Raw genomic sequence first — 17,018 nt, 5'->3', positions numbered from 1 at the left:
GAAAAGTGGGGACATGCTTACGCATGTCCCCTCTCCTATTTAGTTGATATCAACGTATTTGTACTGGTAATCAGCACCGAAAAGTTGACGGTTGAAGTTCTCGATGTTCGGACGGATCAAGTAAGCGACACCGGCCTGGTAGATTGGCATGATCGCTTGGTCTTGTTCAATCAAGAGCGTTTCTGCTTCTTTGAATTTATCGTAACGAGCATCGATCTCTGTTTCAGCCGAAGCTTCATCGATCAACTTGTCGTATGCTGCTGACTTGTACTTGATGTCGTTTTGACCGTTGTCTGACGTGAAGATGCCAAGGTTAGTGAGCGGGTCTTGATAGTCAGGTCCCCAAAGGGCGAATGACATCTGGTAGTCCCCGTTCGCTTCGCGTTCGAGCTTGTTGTTGAACGGTTGTTGCGAGATGTTGACCGTTACGTTCGGCAAGTTCGACTCGATTTGGCCTTTCATGTACTCTGAGATTTGTTTTGAAACTTCACTGTCGAATGAAAGCAATTCGATTGTGATCGCTTCGCCACCAGTTGCTTCTTCCCAAAGTGTTGCTGCTTCGTCAGCATTCGTCTCGAAGTGTTGGACGCCTTCTGTGTAATCCGTTCCGTCTTCATACTTGATGAATTCTTTCGGGACGAACGAAGTCGTTGCGATTGAACCGTTGTTCAACAGTTGGTCGATGATACCGGCCGGGTCAACAGCACGAGCGATTGCTTTACGTGCGTTCACATCAGCGAATACTTCATCTTCATGGTTGAACTTGAAGTAACCGACTGTTGAACGAAGTCCTGTGTTGTAGTCTTCGTCTTCTTGGAAAGCAGCGACTTGCTCAGACGCGAGGCCTGCGTAATCAACATCGCCTGCTTCATACAAGTTGACGACCGTTGACGTATCTTTGACGACGCGAACGTCGACTTTGTTGAGGGCGACGTTTTCGGCATCCCAGTACGTATCGTTTTTCGTCAAGACATAACCTTGTTCACGATCCCACTCTGACCATGTGAACGGACCGTTGTAGAGAAGGTTCTCTGTGTTTGTTGCGAAGTCCGCTCCTTGCTCAGTTGCGAACGCTTCATTGATCGGTGTGAACGTACCGAACGATGTGAGTGAGACGAACGATGGGTCCGGACGCTCGAGTGTAACTTCTAGCGTTTTCTCATCGATTGCTTTCACACCGAGTTCTTCTTTAGGAAGCTCACCCGTGTTGATTGCTTCGGCATTTTTTACCGTGTTCATGATATACGCATATTGTGAACCAGTTTCTGGGTCCACGGCACGTTGCCAAGCGTAAACGAAGTCATTCGCTGTAACCGGCTCACCGTTAGACCATTCGGCGTCACGAAGCGTGAACGTGTAGACAGTTTCGTCTTCGTTCAATTCCGGCTCTCCTTCGGCGATGGCTGGAACGGCTTGCCCTTCTTGGTCAAGACGGTAAAGACCTTCCATTGTGTTGGCGATCAAGTTGAACGCGACTGCGTCCGTTGCGAGCGCCGGGTCGGCTGTAGTAATGTCAGACGTGTCCGTCAAACGAAGTACTTTCTCTCCGTTCGAAGACGAACCGCCGTCAGAGTCTCCGCCAGTCGAACAAGCGGCGAGCACTGTACCGAGTGCCAAGATGAGTGTCATCATTAGCAAAATCGATTTTTTCTTCATTGCGATGTCCCCTTTCTAATCTCGTGAAGCTTAGCATTCCGTCGGACTAACATCTTACTCTTTTTCTTTAATTTTCTGAATATTACATAAAGTATCCGACGAAAGAACGTTAGGGCTATTGTAAAAAATTTTTAATCAAACTGTCAACTACGGAATAAACCGCTGTCATTTGAAAAACTTCCTTCTCGCCATAATAGCGGGACTACGCGTATCATAGAACCATAAGCAAACGTGACAAATTGACGTCGTCACGTTGAAAGGAGTTTGTCACATTGAAAAATTTTAGAAGTATATTAATCGTTTGGGGAATTGTCACAATTGCCTATACGGTTTGGTCGTATGTGTCGTACTACCGTGCGGAATCGTTCGCGTTTCATTTGAGCGGCGGCTTGTTCGTCGCCGGCATGATCGTCTTCGCGTTCGGGATGTTCTCACAGATGAGCGCTTCAGGATTGTTCGACGGGATCATGTACGGGTTTAAACGAAATCGCCGCGCCAAACTAAAGGAAATCGATTCCGATTATGAAGAAGACGAAAAAGACGACGACGAGATGAAAGAAGAACGTTCCGCCCGTAAACAATCGGCTTGGCGTTGGGTATATGTCGGGATTGCCAGTGTGATCCTGTCCTACGTCATCACTCTCGTTTGACCTTTTTGTTTTTCCAGCAATATGCTAAACTAAATGCAGAACATAGGAAACACAAGGAAGAAGACAAGTACCTCGAACTCCCTTTCCCCCAGAGAGTCTACGTTGCTGCGAGTAGACGGAGAGCGTTCAAGCGAATGGACTTCAGAGTGGCTCACCTGAACTTGAGTACGGTGAGACGGTTACGCCCGTTAACGCGATCAAGTGGCATGATTTCATGCAAATTTGGGTGGCACCGCGGTTATTCGTCCCGATTTTTCGGGCGGAGAACTGCGGTTTTTTATATTTTATGGAGGTGTAGGCATGGCAACGATATTTTCAGGTATTAAACCGACCGGCGTCGTGACGCTCGGTAACTACTTAGGGGCGATGAAACAATTCGTCGATCTTCAAGAAGAACATGACGCGTACTATTGTATCGTCGATCTTCACTCGATCACGGTCCAACTCGACCGCGTCGAGCTGATGGATAACACCCGCAAGCTGGCGGCACTCTATCTCGCCTGCGGACTTGACCCTGAGAAGGCAACGATCTTCGTCCAGTCAGAAGTAAAAGCGCACGCACAGCTCGGATGGATGTTGACGTGTATCGCCGGGATGGGCGAACTCGGTCGGATGACGCAGTACAAAGATAAATCGCAAGGCAGCGATAACGTCGGGGCCGGGCTGTTCATCTATCCGACACTCATGGCGGCGGACATTCTACTTTATGGGACAGAGCTCGTGCCGGTCGGTGACGATCAAAAACAACATATCGAACTGACGCGCGATTTGGCCGAACGGTTCAACAAACGCTATTATGAGACGTTCAAGATTCCTGAGCCGCTCATTCAAAAAGAAGGGGCTCGGATCATGAGTTTGACGAATCCCGAGAAGAAGATGTCGAAGTCGGACGCGAACATTAAAGGCTTCATCTCGATGCTCGACGAACCGAGCGTCATCCATAAAAAAATCAAGAGCGCCGTCACGGACTCTAGCGGCGTCATCAGCTTCGACCGGGAGAATAAGCCGGGCATCTCGAACTTGCTCGAGATTTACTCGTTATCGACGGGTACTTCGATAGCAGATCTCGTGACCCAATACGCAGACTCGAACTACGGAACGTTCAAGCAAGACGTCGCCGAAGCGGTCGTCGCTATGCTCGAACCGATTCAAGCGCGCTATCACGAACTCGTCGACTCGTCAGAGCTTGATGCGATCCTTGACTCGGGACGTGAGAAAGCCGAAGCGGTCGCGAACAAAAACCTCGCCAAGATCGAGAAAGCGATGGGCTTGAGCCGGAAACGTGCCAAAGTGAAAAAATAAGCCAGAGCCGCCCAACACATGCGTTGGGCGGCTTCTTTATGGAAGAACACAAAAAAAGAAAGAAACAGGCGTCCCTGTCTCTTTCTGGTGAATGTTGCTTATTGCTCTTTGCCTTCGATGAATGCCCACTTGTACGAGTAGTCAGCGCCGAATCCGTGTTCAACGATTCCTTTAACGTACGGCTTCGTGAGACGAGCTGATCCGCGTTGGTAAACTGGCGAGATCGCGTTCTCTTCAAGAACGATTTTCTCTGCATCTTGAAGCTCTTTCCAACGTGCTTCAGCATCTGTGTTCGCTTTCGCAGATTCGATGAGTGCATCGAATTCTTCGTTCGACCACTTACCACGGTTGTATGGTCCGTCAGTTACGAAGAGGTCAACAAACGTCATTGGATCCTGGTAGTCAGGTCCCCAGCCTGCGAATGTAAGCTCAAAGTCACCTTTGTTCTCGAGGTCGAGTTTGTTGTTGAACGGTTGTTGCTTGATTGTAAGCGTCATGCCTGGAAGGTTCTTCTCAAGTTCACCTTTGATGAACTCACCGATTTGCTTCGCAGACTCTGAGTCGTAGTTGAGGAGTTCGATTTCGACAGAATCTGTCCCGAGCTCTTCAAGTCCTGCTTCCCAAAGTTTTTGTGCTTCTTCAACGTTGTAACCACCGATGTCGCCGTTAGCGTCACGGAAGTCTGCACCGTCTGGGCCTGTTACGAAGTCTTTCGGCACGAGGTAGTTCGCAGGTACTGAACCGTTCGCGAGAAGCGTTTCAGAGATTGCTGCTTTATCGTACGCTTTGTCGATCGCGTTACGAATGTTTTGGTTATCGAACGCTTCAACTTCAGTGTTGAACTGAAGGTAGAAGAGTGTCGGTTCAACGACAGTCGAGAATTCTTCGCTGTCTTGGTATTGAGCAACGAGTTCAGAAGTTAAACCAGTGCGGTCAACGTCGCCGTTTTCGTACAAGTTGACGCCTGTTGAAACTTCTTTAACGACTTTAACGTCGATTTCGTCGAGTTTGACAGCCTCAGCATCCCAATAGTCGTCGTTTTTGACCATTTTCCAGCCTTGCTCGCGCTCCCAGCTTTCGAGTTTGAACGGTCCGTTGTAGAGCGTCGTCTCTGCAGACGTACCGAAGTTCTCGCCTTGTTCCGCGTCGAACGCTTCAAGTTTAGGCATAAATACGCCGAAGCTTGTGAGACCAAGGAAGTATTCAGCTGGTGCTGTCAATTTAACTTCAAGTGTCTGATCGTCAGTTGCTGTAACGCCGACCGCGTCACGCTCGCCTTCGCCAGTGTTGTAAGCTTCAGCGCCTTCGATGATTGAAAATACATAAGCATATTGTGATCCGTTGTCCGGATTAAGAACTTCTTTCCAAGCGTATTCGAAGTCGTTTGCCGTTACAGGCTCACCGTTAGACCAGGTTGCGCCTTCACGGATTTTGAACGTGTACGTTTTACCGTCTTCAGATACTTCGTGTGACTCAGCCATCCCTGGTGTCGGGTTGTCTTCTTCGTCCATACGGTAGAGACCTTCGTTAACGTTGTTCAAGACGTTGAACGATACCGCGTCAGTCGCGAGAGTTGGGTTAAGTGAAGGAATGTCTGCACTGTCGAGCAAGTTGAGGACTTGCGCTTCATCTGCACTGCCTTCTGAACCTCCATCTCCGTTTGTTGTCGTTGTTTCTTCTTCCCCACCCGAGCAAGCTGCTAGGAACGCACTAGATAGAAGCGTTACCGACGTTGCTAACGCAAAACCTTTTTTCTTATTCATTACGATGACCCCCTGATTTTTTCGGTTTAACGAAATGAACGATGGTAGAAAATTCTGAAAGTTAACTTTACAAAATTTGCTACCACAATCCCGTTGATGCAATAATACAATATTCTGATAATTTTGCAAAGTATTTATTTTGATTTTTCTAAAAAATTTTTATCATAGGCTAAAAGCCCGCCTAGAGAGACGGGCTTTTAGCTCATTTTTTATAAACTTTTGAAAAAGTTAGGACGTACGAAGGACCGATGACCGGAAATCCAATTTCTGCATAGGTTGAATCAACCGCGTAAGCTCTTCCAGCTTGGTAGATTGGAATAACGACCGCCTCTTCCAACAAGCGTTTTTCTGCTTGACGATACGCTTCGTTCCGCGCCTCGAGTACCTCAGTCGAGCGTGCCTCCTCCATCAACCGATCGAACGTCTGGTCTTTATAACCACTCGAATTCAAATAATTTCCTGTTTCGAATTGAGTCAAATAAGCACTGAGCGCCGGATAATCCGGTTGCCAACCAGACAGCGACAACGCATAATCACCTGCAACTTCTTTCCTAACTTTGTCACCGAGAGGCAGTTCCGTGATGGAAACAGACAGCCCCGGAAGTTTTTCGAGTTCGGTTTCAATCGTCTCTGCAATTTGTCTCGCTTCTTCATCGACAAAGCTGAGTAATTCGATGTCAATCGTTTCTTCTTCGTAGCGTTCTTTGACCGACTCGAACAACGAAGACGCATCTTCTTCAAACGAGACGTCTTGCGCACTGCCGTCTGTGACGAGCAACCGGTCCGTCGTTTGTTCGGCGCGGGCGAGTGCATCGGTGAACGCCTCTCGATCGAGCGCAATCGCGAGCGCCCGGCGGAAGTCAGGATCATTGAACGGATATTCATCGACGTTCGATTTCAAATAGAAGACACCGCTCCGAGGTACGTCGACGATTTCACTTTCAAGTGAATCGATCACGCTTTCTTCCGTCCCATAAGGAAGCGGGTGAATGCCTGTCGCTTCCGTCCCGAGCGCTTCGTCCGCCCACATGATGATCCGCTCGAGCGTGACATTGCTTGCGTCGTGGTAAGATTCGTTTTTCGTCAGCGTCACTTGGGCCGCATCGATTGATTCAATTTGAAACGGTCCGTTCGCATCGAGTTCTTGCCAAGCCCCGATGGCTGTTTGTGGAAGAAACGCCGGCATTGCCAAAATCTCCTCGAACCCTTCCATCGGTCGTTCGAGCGTCAATTCGAGTGTCTGCGCATCGACCGCTTTGATACCGAGCGTCTCCGGCTCGGCTGTTCCGAGACTGATCGCTTTTCCATTTTTAACATCTTCAAGTAAGAAACTAAACGGTGAGTTCGTATCGTCGTCCGCGAGTTTTCTGAAATGGTCGACGAACGTCTCGGCGGTTACCGCCTTGCCGCCCACCGTCTGACTCGGTTTTAGCGAGAACGTGTACGTCGCACCGTCCTCTGATCGGGTCAAGTTCTCGACGAGACCCGGTTCAATTTCACCGTCCGCCCCGAAGCGATACAATCCCTCATAGACATGAGACAATATCGTCTGGGAACTCGGGTCGATGGCGAGTAACGTGTTCGGCTGCTCCGGTAACGTCTCTCCGTGGATCGTCACGACTTGTTCTTCTTGCGGTACTAGTTCACGTGCCTGCTCGCGTTGTCCGTTCCAAATGATTAAAAAAAGTATAAGGACTGAACCCAACAAGGCGGCACCGATGATAAATCGTTTCATTCGGCATTCTCCCTTCTGTTAGACCAACCCTTATACCCTACCCGTTTTTGACCTGTTTTTCTACAATCAGTCTGTCACTTTCGCGAATGCAAGTGTCGCATTATGTCCCCCGAAGCCGAGTGAATTGCTCAGTGCGTACTGAATATCAAGTTCCCGCTTTCCTTCTCGAACATAATCAAGGTCACAGTTTTCTGCCGGTTCGTCACAGTTGATCGTCGGATGAATCTGTCCCTCATGAATCGACAACGCCGTGATGACCGCTTCGACGCCGCCCGCAGCACCAAGCAAGTGCCCGATCATCGATTTCGACGAGTTGACGGCGAGCTGATCAGCATGTTCCCCGAACACGTTGCGGATCGCTTTCGTTTCGAGCATATCGTTAAGTGGTGTGCTCGTCCCGTGGGCGTTAATGTACTGGACGTCTTCCGGTGCGATTCCGGCGTCACGCATCGCTTCACTCATCGCTTTCGACCCGCCTTCCGCTTCAGGTGACGGTGCCGTGATATGGTAGGCGTCCGAACTCATCCCGTATCCGACGACTTCGGCATACATTTTGGCACCGCGTGCTTTCGCGTGCTCATATTCTTCGAGAACGAGGACTCCCGCCCCTTCACCCATGATGAACCCGTCACGATTTGCATCGAACGGACGGCATGCCGTCGCCGGATCTGGGTTCGTCGATAGCGCCTTATTGGCACAGAACCCTGAAAACGACAACGGTGTGATTGGTGCTTCGGCCCCGCCTGCGAACATCGCGAGCGCATCGCCGCGTTGAATGACGCGGAACGCTTCGCCGATCGAGTTCGTGCCCGACGCACAAGCCGTCACCGAGCAGTTGCTCGGTCCTTTCGCCCCGAGGTAGATCGAGACTTGGCCGCTCGCCATGTTCGGGATCATCATCGGAATGAAGAACGGGCTGATTCGGCGCGGTCCGCGTTCATGCAAGATGCTCGCTTGTTTATCGATCGTCTCGACGCCGCCGATTCCGCTCCCGATCCACGTCCCGACTTTGTCCGCCATCGCAGTCACATCTAGACCGCTATCCCGATGTGCGGCGTCCGCTGCTAAAATTGAGTATTGGATGAACGAGTCCATCTTCCGAGCTTCTTTTGGCTCAACCAAATGCTCGATATTCCATTCTTTGACTTCAGCGCCGACTTTTGCCGGGTACTGGCTAATATCAATCTTCGTCAACGTATCGACCGCATTGTCCCCGTTCAATAGCCGACCCCACATTTCTGTGACATCATTGCCTAACGGTGATACGACACCTAACCCTGTAATGACTACTCGTTTCATGAACAAATCTCCTCCGTGATTTTAGCGTTATTCCATGTGAGACAGCTCGCTCCCCAAGTGAGCCCGGCACCAAAGCCGGCAATGACGACCGTTTGTCCGGCCGTGACCTTCCCGATTTTAACCGCTTCAGCAAGCGCGAGCGGAATCGAGGCGGCCGATGTGTTCGCATGGTCTTGAATCGTGACGACTACTTTGTCTTCAGCGAGCCCTAACCGCTCAATCGCCGCGTCAATGATGCGGCGGTTCGCTTGATGCGGGACTAAGACGTCCATGTCGGCAATGTCTTTACCGGCTTGATGAAGCGCCTCTAACACGATGTCCGGCATTTTTCGGACCGCGAACTTGAACACTTCGCGCCCGTTCATGACGATTTTACCATCTGCATTCTCATATAAGAACTTCCCACCCGTACCATCGCTCCCAAGAACGATCGAATCGATTGACGCGACGTCATCTTCCCCTAATACGACAGCACCTGCGCCATCACCGAACAAGACGGCGGTCGAGCGGTCGTCCCAATCAATCAAATTGCCCATCTTTTCGGCCCCGATGACGAGTGTACGTTTAAAACCTTTCGACTGCATCAAGCTCTTCGCCGTATCCATCGCGAAGATGAAGCCGCTGCAGGCGGCGCTGACGTCAAATGCGACGGCGCGTTTCGCGCCTAAGTTCGCTTGGACGAGACAAGCCGTCGCTGGGAATGATGGTGCCGTCGCCGTCGCGCAGACGATCGCGTCGATGTCCTCGATCGAAACACCCGCGCTCGCAAGCGCCCGTTCAGCGGCCCGAGTCGCCATGTCCGCTACCGACATGTCCGCATCGGCCAAATGACGCGCCTCGATCCCGGTTCGGGTCCGAATCCATTCGTCGCTCGTATCCATACGTTTTTCCAAATCGACGTTCGTGACCCGGTTATCCGGAAGGAATGAACCGATGCCGATGATTCCAATGTTCATAGCTATAACCCCTATCCTTAGTATCTGGTACTAATATAAGGGAATAAAAAAGGGATGTCAACGCATCCCTCTCGAATTATTCACTTTGTCCGAGTCGTTTCGTGACCGCCATGACCATTTTCGCCGAGTTGATCGATGCCGTCTCTAAAAATTCATCGAACGACAAATTCGCCTCTTCGTCGGCGCTGTCTGAGATTGAACGTGTGACGACGAACGGCACTCCGAACTGGTGGCACGTCTGGGCGATCGGGGCCGCTTCCATTTCAACGGCTGCGACACCATCAAAGTGTCCTAAAATTTCCGCGACCCGTTTCGAATCGTTGATGAACGAGTCCCCTGTGACGATCAGCCCGGTATGGACGTTCACATCGTGCAAGCTCTCAATGACTTCCTTACAGACGTCCACCAAGTGCGCGTCCGCTTTATACGCAGCAGGCATGCCCGGAACTTGGCCGTACTCATAGCCGAACGCTGTCACGTCGACATCATGGTGGCGGACTTCCGTCGAGACGACGACGTCTCCGACTTTCATCCCTTTCTTGAAGCCCCCGGCAGAACCGGTGTTGATGACGACGTCTGGTTTGAACTTGTCGAGCAAGAGCGTCGTCCCGATGGCCGCGTTCACTTTTCCGATCCCTGACTTTAAGATGACGACCTGGACGCTGCCAAGATATCCTTCATAGAAGTGGTAGTTCGCAATCTCTGTATCCGTCCGTTCTGTCAATTCGTTACGAAGCAAGTTCACTTCTTCTTCCATCGCCCCGATGATTCCGATTTTCATGTGATAGCCTCCTCAGAAAGAGAGCGACCTCCAATTGGATGCCGCTCTTTTAGTCATTATTTGATTTCTTTAATTTCGACGACCATGTCGCCGCCAGGTGTTTGCACGTTCACGACGTCTCCGACAGTACGACCGAGAAGCGCTTTCGCGATCGGCGATTCGTTCGAGATTTTCCCTGTGAACGGGTCAGCCTCGGCACTGCCGACGATTGTATATGTTTCGTCTTCATTGTCTGCTTGAATGAAAAACGTCACCGTTTTCCCGATTGCGACCATTGAGTTGTCCGCACCGTCGTCTTTGATGATGACAGCGTTACGAAGCATCTCTTCAAGTTGTGCGATGCGTCCTTCGACCATAGCCTGCTCTTCTTTCGCTGCATCGTACTCAGCGTTCTCAGACAAGTCTCCGAAGTCACGGGCAATCTTAATACTTTCAACGACTTCTTTACGGCGCACTGTCTTCAGTTCATTCAATTCATGTTCAATCTTGTCTTGTCCTTCTAACGTCATGTAATGTTGCTTTTCAGCCATGTCTGTCACTCCTTCATTGTCTCCTAGTATATTACAGCACATCAAAATTGAAAACGATTTATTTTAGTAGGCCCGATTGCGTTCCGTAAGCACCCAGCGGATCTTTGTCACGAGAAGATCGATGGCGACAAAATTCTCGCCGCCTTCAGGGACGATGATGTCCGCGTAGCGCTTCGTCGGTTCGCAAAATTGCAAGTGCATCGGACGGACGACGTTCGTATATTGCGCGACGACCGAATCAATCGAGCGTCCCCGCTCGTTAAGATCGCGTTGCATCCGGCGTAAAATCCGAACATCGGCGTCTGTGTCGACGAACACTTTAATATCCATCAACTCACGAAGACGGTCGTCCTCGAGTGCTAAAATCCCTTCGACGATGACGACGTCGACCGGTTGGATCAAAATCGTCTCGTTCGAACGTGTATGGGCCGCATAATCGTAAACCGGCTTCTCGATCGCTTGATGATTTTGCAACTGCTTGATCTGTTCGATCAACAAATCGTTGTCGAATGCGAACGGGTGGTCATAGTTCGTCTTATATCGCTCTTCCATCGTCATTTCTGACTGGTCTTTATAGTAGGCATCTTGCTCGATCATGACGACCGATTGTCCTTTGAACGCATCCACGAGTGCACGGGCGACGGTCGTCTTTCCAGATCCAGTCCCACCGGCCACGCCGATAATGACGGGTTTATGTTGCATCAAAGTTAAATCCTCCTCATCGTAATTTACGACTGATTGCTAGGCCATCACCGAGAGGCAAAATCGCGGTGTGATAATCGGTCCGTGCCATCAATTGCTCAGTAAACTGTTTTACGAGACGGACGAGCCGGCGTCTCCGACGGTCAAGAACTGACACGTCTTCGAGCAGGACGTCTCCTCTCAAAAACAAATTATCGCTGTAAATAGTACCACCAATTGGTACTAAAGCGCCATACCCATCAAAGAATTTTTGATATTGGCCTTTGGCTGCATCGATGAAAACCGCATCAAACGGTCCTTCGATCGACCCAATCAGTTCGACCGCATCGCCGTGAATGATGGTGATCCGGTCCGAGACGTCCGACCGTCCGATAAAGCCGAGCGCTTCCTCGTAACGACGTGCATTGCGTTCGATCGTGACGATTTCGGCCTCAGGCAACAGCTCAGCCATGCGGATCGCACTGTATCCGATCGCCGTCCCGACTTCAAGTATACGCTGCGGCCGTTGCATCGCGAGTAACGATAATAACACCTCTGAGCCGGTCAAGTCCATAATCGGCACGTGATGAACGCGCGCAAACTCTTCCATCTCCGCTAAGAGCGGTGACCGGTTTAAAATCAAGCCCTCCACGTATCCTTCATAGGATGAATGTTCCACGTCTTACACCTCTTACTCTCTATTCATTCAAACGACCGGAAGCCAAGGCCTCCGGTCGTATATCTATCAGTTGTTCGCTTCTTCGAACGCTTCCCATTCGGGGCGATATTTGTTGACGTTCTGTTGATGTGCCTCATATGTCACTTCAAACAGAACTTCTCCGCTAGGGAAACCTTCGCGAGGCGGCCGTGCGTAGAAATAAACGTTGTCTGTATCGTTCGGGTTGAGCGTCGCTACGAACGCGTCACGACTGACCGAGGCAATCGGACCAATCGGGATCCCTGGGTAACGATATGTGTTATACAGTGAATCGTTTTGCAAATCATTGAACGACGTGAAAATTGACGTCTCGCCCGTTCCGTACCAAACGGTCGGGTCGGACTGCAACTTCATCCCGTCCGCAAGCCGGTTCTCAAACACGCCGGCAATCTCTTGACGGTCTTCTGTCGATACCGCTTCTTTTTCGACAACGGAAGCGAGAGCGAGCGTCTCGTGGAACGTACGTCCCGACGCCTCGACAGTATCAGCATACTCGAGATATAGCTGTTCGGTCGGCTTCAGCATCTCATCGATGATTTGTGTGAGCGTGACACCTTTGTCGAACTCATACGTGGCCGGGAACAAGTAGCCTTCGAGCGGATGGTAAATCCCGTCTGCTAACACTTCTTCGGTCAACATATCGTGTTCGGCAACGAGTGAACGGATATATTCCTGATCGCTCAGCTGTGCCGAAATCTCTTCTTTCGGAATTTCAGCCACGTTGGCGAGCCGCGCGATGACTTGATCGATCGTGAATCCTTCTGGAATGACGAGTTTGATGTCAGGTACGACAATCACTTTCCCCGTCTTCAGCGTGGCGATCAACTCGTCAAGTGACTGTGACGGTGACATCGTATACGTCCCCGCTTGGAACGATGACTCATTTTTAAACCGTGTGTATAAACGGAAAACCGTGCTATTCCTCACAAGTCCATTCTCTTCGAGTAGTTCGCCAATATAACCTGAGCCTGCACCGAGCGGAATCTCAACTTCGACCGTTTCGGACGAAGCGGGATCGACCGGCTCAAGTGACCGCTTTACGAATGCATACGAGACAGCGGCGCCCGTGGCGATGACAAGAAGAAAGACAGCAAGGATAATAACCGTGATGCGTCGAACGATCCGGCTACGCGCACGCTTCTCATCAGACATCGATGGATGATTCATGCGTGTTCTCCCCTGTTCTTCTGTATGAAGATGGGCGACGAGGGTTTACCCTAGCCGCCCGTCCATTTATTAGTCTAATCCGACTTCGTCGTTGACGATGTCGAACGCTTCCATCACTTCTTCAAAGTCATCATCATCTTCGACGAGTTTCAAGATGAACTCACCATCTTCAAGTTCTTCGATTTCAAACGCGTAAACTTCGATTGTATCTTCATCTTCTGTTTCCGGGTTACCGACTGGTTCGAGGACGACAAACGTCTTTTTCGAACGGTCGCTCGTCATACGGAAAATTTCTGCAAATAAATGCTCGTCTCCATTTTCATCTGGAATACGGTACATTTCTTCTTCACGACGGATTTCTGCCATGCGTAGTTCCTCCTTATTTCCCTGAACGATCCAGGTAATTTTGTAAAATCATGACGGCTGCCATCTTATCGATGACGGCCTTTCTCTTTTTACGGCTGACGTCTGCTGAAATGAGCATCCGCTCCGCTTGCATCGTCGTTAAACGTTCGTCGACGAGAACCGTCGGCAAACCGGTCGCCTCGGTGAGGGCGGCGGCAAACGCCTGTGACGCCTCACCCCGAGGACCGATCGTTGCGTTCATGTTCTTCGGAAGACCAACGACGATTTCTTTCACATCGTACTGCTCGATAATCGGTTGAAGCAAACGAACAGCCTGTTCAAAGTCGGGTTCCGTCCAATAGACCGTCTCCACACCTTGCGCCGTCCAACCCATGAGATCGCTCACTGCGACCCCAATCGTCTTCGAACCGACATCAAGCCCCATAACTCGCTTCATATTAGTCCTCTTTCCGATCGTTCAAATACGATTTGACCAACTCTTCGAGCAGTTCATCCCGCTCAATTTTGCGAATCAAGTTTCGCGCATCGTTATGACGCGGAATGTAGGCAGGGTCACCTGACAACAAGTATCCGACGATTTGATTGATCGGTTGGTAGCCTTTTTCCTCGAGTGCTTGATACACAGTGATCAGTGTCTCTCGAGTATTGGCTCGATTATCATCTTCTGGAAAATTGAATTGCATCGTGCGATCCATTTGGCTCACAAGAATCCACCTCTTTCCGTTTGCACTTCACATTCTATTATGCCAGTGATTGAACGTAATGTGAAGCAAACTTCAATGCTTCGTCCAGTTTTGTCGCATCACGACCTCCGGCTTGAGCCATATCAGGACGGCCGCCGCCGCCGCCGCCGCAACGAGTCGCGACTTCTTTAATCAATTTCCCGGCGTGGAAACCACGGTCGTTCAAGTCTTTCGTCATACCTGCGACGAGGTTGACCTTGTCGCCGTTCGCTGATCCGAGAATGATGACGGCTGATCCAAGTTTTCCTTTCAACTTGTCGACCATGCCCCGGAGCGCATCCATATCCTGTCCGTCGACACGTTTGGCAATCAATTGGACGTCGCCGTACGTCTCGATCGAATCCGTGAGCGTTGACGCCTCGATGTTCGCAAGTTTGGCTTTCAACGACTCAGCCGCACGTTCCGTCTCTTTCATTTCAACTTGAAGCGCTTGGACGCGAGTAGGCACTTCGAACGGTTTCGTCTTCAACAGTTTCGCAGCCGCTTCAAGCGTCTCGATGTGTTGGTTCATGACTTCATACGCGCCAGCGCCTGTGACCGCCTCGATCCGGCGAGTCCCGGCCCCGATGCCTGACTCAGACAAAATTTTGAACAACCCAATTTCAGCCGTGTTGGCGACGTGGCAACCTCCGCATAGCTCGACCGAGTAATCACCGGCCGCGACGACGCGGACGACGTCCCCGTACTTCTCTCCGAATAATGCCATCGCTCCCTTCGCTTTCGCGTCGGCGATGTTCATCTCTTCGATATCGACACCGATCGATGCCCAAATCTTCTCGTTCACTTGACGTTCGATCGACTGGATTTCTTCCGCTGTCACTTGACCGAAGTGCGAGAAGTCGAAGCGGAGACGGTCCGGTGTCACGAGAGATCCGGCTTGATTGACGTGCTCACCGAGCGTATCTTTCAAAGCGCGGTGCAACAAGTGCGTCGCCGTATGGTTCTTGATGATCGCTTGGCGCGAATCGAAATCGACCGTAGCCGTCACCGCGACCTCAGCCTTGGCAATCCCTGAATCGACGACGACCGTATGCAAGTTTTGACCGTTCGGTGCTTTCGATACACCCGTGACGCGCAAGACGAAGTCCGTCCCGACGATTCGGCCTTTGTCGCCGACTTGACCGCCGCTTTCGGCGTAGAACGGGGTGTGGTCAAGGATGACTTGCGCCTCTTCTCCTGCCGCGACGACGTCAGCAAGCTCGCCGTTATGAATCAAGCTGACGATTTTCGCTTCAGACTCAAGGTTCGTGTACCCGACGAATGATGACGGGAGCGTGATGTCAGCGAGGACACCTGATTGAATTTGCATCGATTCGACGTCAGCACGCGCCGTACGGGCCCGTTCACGTTGTGCGTTCATCGCTTGCTTGAATCCATCCTCATCGACCGTCAACTTGTGGTCTTCTGCGTATTCGATCGTCAACTCGAGCGGGAAGCCGTACGTATCGTATAGACGGAACGCGTCTTCTCCACTGATCACGTTCGATCCAGTTGCTTTTTGTGCTTTCGCGACTTCGTTCAAGATTGCAAGGCCGTCGTGAAGCGTCTCGTGGAAACGCTCCTCTTCGTTCTTGATGACTTTTTTGATGAAGTCCTTTTTCTCACTCACTTCTGGATAGAAGTCGACCATGATGTCACCGACGACGTCGACGAGTTCAAACATGAACGGACGCTCGATTCCAAGCATCTTCGCGTAACGGACGGCACGACGGAGCAGACGGCGCAACACATAGCCGCGGCCTTCGTTTGACGGGAGTGCCCCGTCCCCGATCGCGAACGATACGGTCCGGATGTGGTCGGCGATTACTTTGAACGCCACGTCTTTACTGTTGTCAGCCCGATACGTCTCACCGCTGATTTTTTCTGTCTCGCGAATGATCGGCATGAACAAGTCGGTGTCGAAGTTCGTCGGCACGTCTTGAAGCACACTCGCCATTCGCTCGAGTCCCATCCCTGTATCAATGTTTTTACGCGGGAGCTCGGTATAGTTGCCGTGACCGTCATGGTTGAACTGGCTGAAGACGATGTTCCAAATTTCAAGGTATCGCTCGTTTTCGCCGCCTGGATAAAGTTCCGGGTCAGTCGGGTCGTCACCGAACGCCGGGCCACGATCGAAGAAGATCTCCGTATTCGGGCCAGACGGGCCTTCGCCAATCTCCCAGAAGTTTTCTTTGAGCGGGATGATCCGGTCAGCAGGAACACCTAACTCGAGCCAAATTTGTTTCGCTTCCTCGTCGTCCGGGTGAATCGTTACCGACAAAAAGTCCGGGTCAAGCCCGTACCAGTCGTCGCTCGTGAGTAGTTCCCAACCCCATTTGATAGCGTCTTCGCGGAAATATTCACCGACTGAGAAGTTCCCGAGCATCTCGAAGAACGTATGGTGACGCGCCGTCTTCCCGACGTTCTCGATATCGTTCGTCCGAATCGACTTCTGGGCGTTGACGATACGCGGGTTTGCCGGAATGACGCGACCGTCAAAATATTTTTTAAGCGTCGCGACGCCTGAGTTGATCCAAAGAAGTGTCGGGTCCTCGACCGGTACGAGTGAGGCACTCGGCTCGACCGCGTGTCCTTTTGACTTAAAGAAATCTAAATACATTTGGCGAATCTCGGCGCCAGTTAATGGTTTGAGCGGTTTCATCAACAATTCCTCCTTATTCTGAACGAAACG

General features: G+C 50.9%; 16 protein-coding genes and 1 other annotated feature. Of the genes, 2 read left to right on the top strand and 14 right to left on the bottom strand.

All coding sequences use genetic code 11. The features are described from left to right. Window positions 1-39: 39 nt before the first annotated feature. A complete protein-coding gene (locus A6395_RS13795; RefSeq protein WP_071399486.1) occupies window positions 40-1,656 on the bottom strand; it encodes a peptide ABC transporter substrate-binding protein in 1,617 nt (538 codons plus the stop codon). A 272-nt stretch (window positions 1,657-1,928) separates the two neighbouring features. Here A6395_RS13795 and A6395_RS13790 point away from each other — a divergent pair, with 272 nt between their 5' ends. Then, window positions 1,929-2,306 carry a DUF3899 domain-containing protein gene (locus A6395_RS13790; protein ID WP_071399485.1) on the top strand — a complete coding sequence of 126 codons (378 nt, stop codon included), beginning with the start codon at window positions 1,929-1,931 and terminating at the stop codon, window positions 2,304-2,306. A 45-nt stretch (window positions 2,307-2,351) separates the two neighbouring features. After that, window positions 2,352-2,559 (top strand) — a binding site (T-box leader). Window positions 2,560-2,606: 47 nt separating this feature from the next. Further along, window positions 2,607-3,608 carry a tryptophan--tRNA ligase gene (gene trpS / locus A6395_RS13785; protein ID WP_071399484.1) on the top strand — a complete coding sequence of 334 codons (1,002 nt, stop codon included), beginning with the start codon at window positions 2,607-2,609 and terminating at the stop codon, window positions 3,606-3,608. Window positions 3,609-3,706: 98 nt separating this feature from the next. Here trpS and A6395_RS13780 read toward each other — a convergent pair whose 3' ends face one another. From A6395_RS13780 to alaS, 13 genes are all read right to left on the bottom strand, one after another. Continuing rightward, the gene (locus tag A6395_RS13780; RefSeq protein ID WP_071399483.1) at window positions 3,707-5,371 is read right to left on the bottom strand and encodes a peptide ABC transporter substrate-binding protein; all 1,665 of its coding nucleotides are present in this window, start codon (window positions 5,369-5,371) and stop codon (window positions 3,707-3,709) included. Window positions 5,372-5,573: 202 nt separating this feature from the next. Further along, entirely contained in the window at window positions 5,574-7,106 is a 1,533-nt protein-coding gene (locus A6395_RS13775; protein WP_071399482.1) for a peptide ABC transporter substrate-binding protein, read from the bottom strand. A gap of 66 nt (window positions 7,107-7,172) precedes the next feature. Beyond that, a complete protein-coding gene (gene fabF, locus A6395_RS13770; protein ID WP_071399481.1) occupies window positions 7,173-8,405 on the bottom strand; it encodes a beta-ketoacyl-ACP synthase II in 1,233 nt (410 codons plus the stop codon). Then, entirely contained in the window at window positions 8,402-9,361 is a 960-nt protein-coding gene (locus tag A6395_RS13765) for a beta-ketoacyl-ACP synthase III (protein ID WP_071399480.1), read from the bottom strand. Before A6395_RS13765 ends, fabF begins: the two co-directional genes overlap by 4 nt. Window positions 9,362-9,437: 76 nt before the next feature. After that, complete coding sequence (mtnN, locus tag A6395_RS13760) at window positions 9,438-10,142, bottom strand: 5'-methylthioadenosine/S-adenosylhomocysteine nucleosidase (protein ID WP_071399479.1); 705 nt, start codon at window positions 10,140-10,142, stop codon at window positions 9,438-9,440. 56 nt (window positions 10,143-10,198) lie between these two features. Beyond that, the gene (gene greA / locus A6395_RS13755; RefSeq protein ID WP_070327646.1) at window positions 10,199-10,672 is read right to left on the bottom strand and encodes a transcription elongation factor GreA; all 474 of its coding nucleotides are present in this window, start codon (window positions 10,670-10,672) and stop codon (window positions 10,199-10,201) included. Between the two features lie 63 nt (window positions 10,673-10,735). Next, entirely contained in the window at window positions 10,736-11,374 is a 639-nt protein-coding gene (udk, locus tag A6395_RS13750) for a uridine kinase (protein WP_071399478.1), read from the bottom strand. Window positions 11,375-11,390: 16 nt separating this feature from the next. Further along, window positions 11,391-12,032: an O-methyltransferase gene (locus tag A6395_RS13745; protein WP_071399477.1), complete on the bottom strand. Its 642-nt coding sequence runs from the start codon at window positions 12,030-12,032 to the stop codon at window positions 11,391-11,393. Between the two features lie 66 nt (window positions 12,033-12,098). Continuing rightward, on the bottom strand, window positions 12,099-13,238 hold the full coding sequence (gene mltG, locus A6395_RS13740) for an endolytic transglycosylase MltG (protein ID WP_084813090.1): 1,140 nt from the start codon (window positions 13,236-13,238) through the stop codon (window positions 12,099-12,101). Window positions 13,239-13,307: 69 nt separating this feature from the next. Further along, window positions 13,308-13,604 (bottom strand): DUF1292 domain-containing protein, encoded by a 297-nt coding sequence (locus tag A6395_RS13735; protein WP_024369916.1) that lies wholly within the window; start codon window positions 13,602-13,604, stop codon window positions 13,308-13,310. 13 nt (window positions 13,605-13,617) lie between these two features. Next, complete coding sequence (gene ruvX, locus A6395_RS13730; RefSeq protein WP_071399476.1) at window positions 13,618-14,040, bottom strand: Holliday junction resolvase RuvX; 423 nt, start codon at window positions 14,038-14,040, stop codon at window positions 13,618-13,620. A gap of 1 nt (window position 14,041) precedes the next feature. Continuing rightward, window positions 14,042-14,308 (bottom strand): IreB family regulatory phosphoprotein, encoded by a 267-nt coding sequence (locus A6395_RS13725; RefSeq protein WP_035386073.1) that lies wholly within the window; start codon window positions 14,306-14,308, stop codon window positions 14,042-14,044. A 37-nt stretch (window positions 14,309-14,345) separates the two neighbouring features. Then, on the bottom strand, window positions 14,346-16,988 hold the full coding sequence (gene alaS, locus A6395_RS13720; RefSeq protein WP_071399487.1) for an alanine--tRNA ligase: 2,643 nt from the start codon (window positions 16,986-16,988) through the stop codon (window positions 14,346-14,348). Window positions 16,989-17,018 lie beyond the last annotated feature (30 nt).

Origin of the sequence: Exiguobacterium sp. SH31 (genome assembly GCF_001816105.1) — a bacterium.
Lineage (GTDB): Bacteria > Bacillota > Bacilli > Exiguobacteriales > Exiguobacteriaceae > Exiguobacterium > Exiguobacterium aurantiacum_A.
The sequence above is the reverse complement of the archived record's forward strand: the minus strand, read 5'-3'. Positions and strand labels throughout refer to the sequence as shown.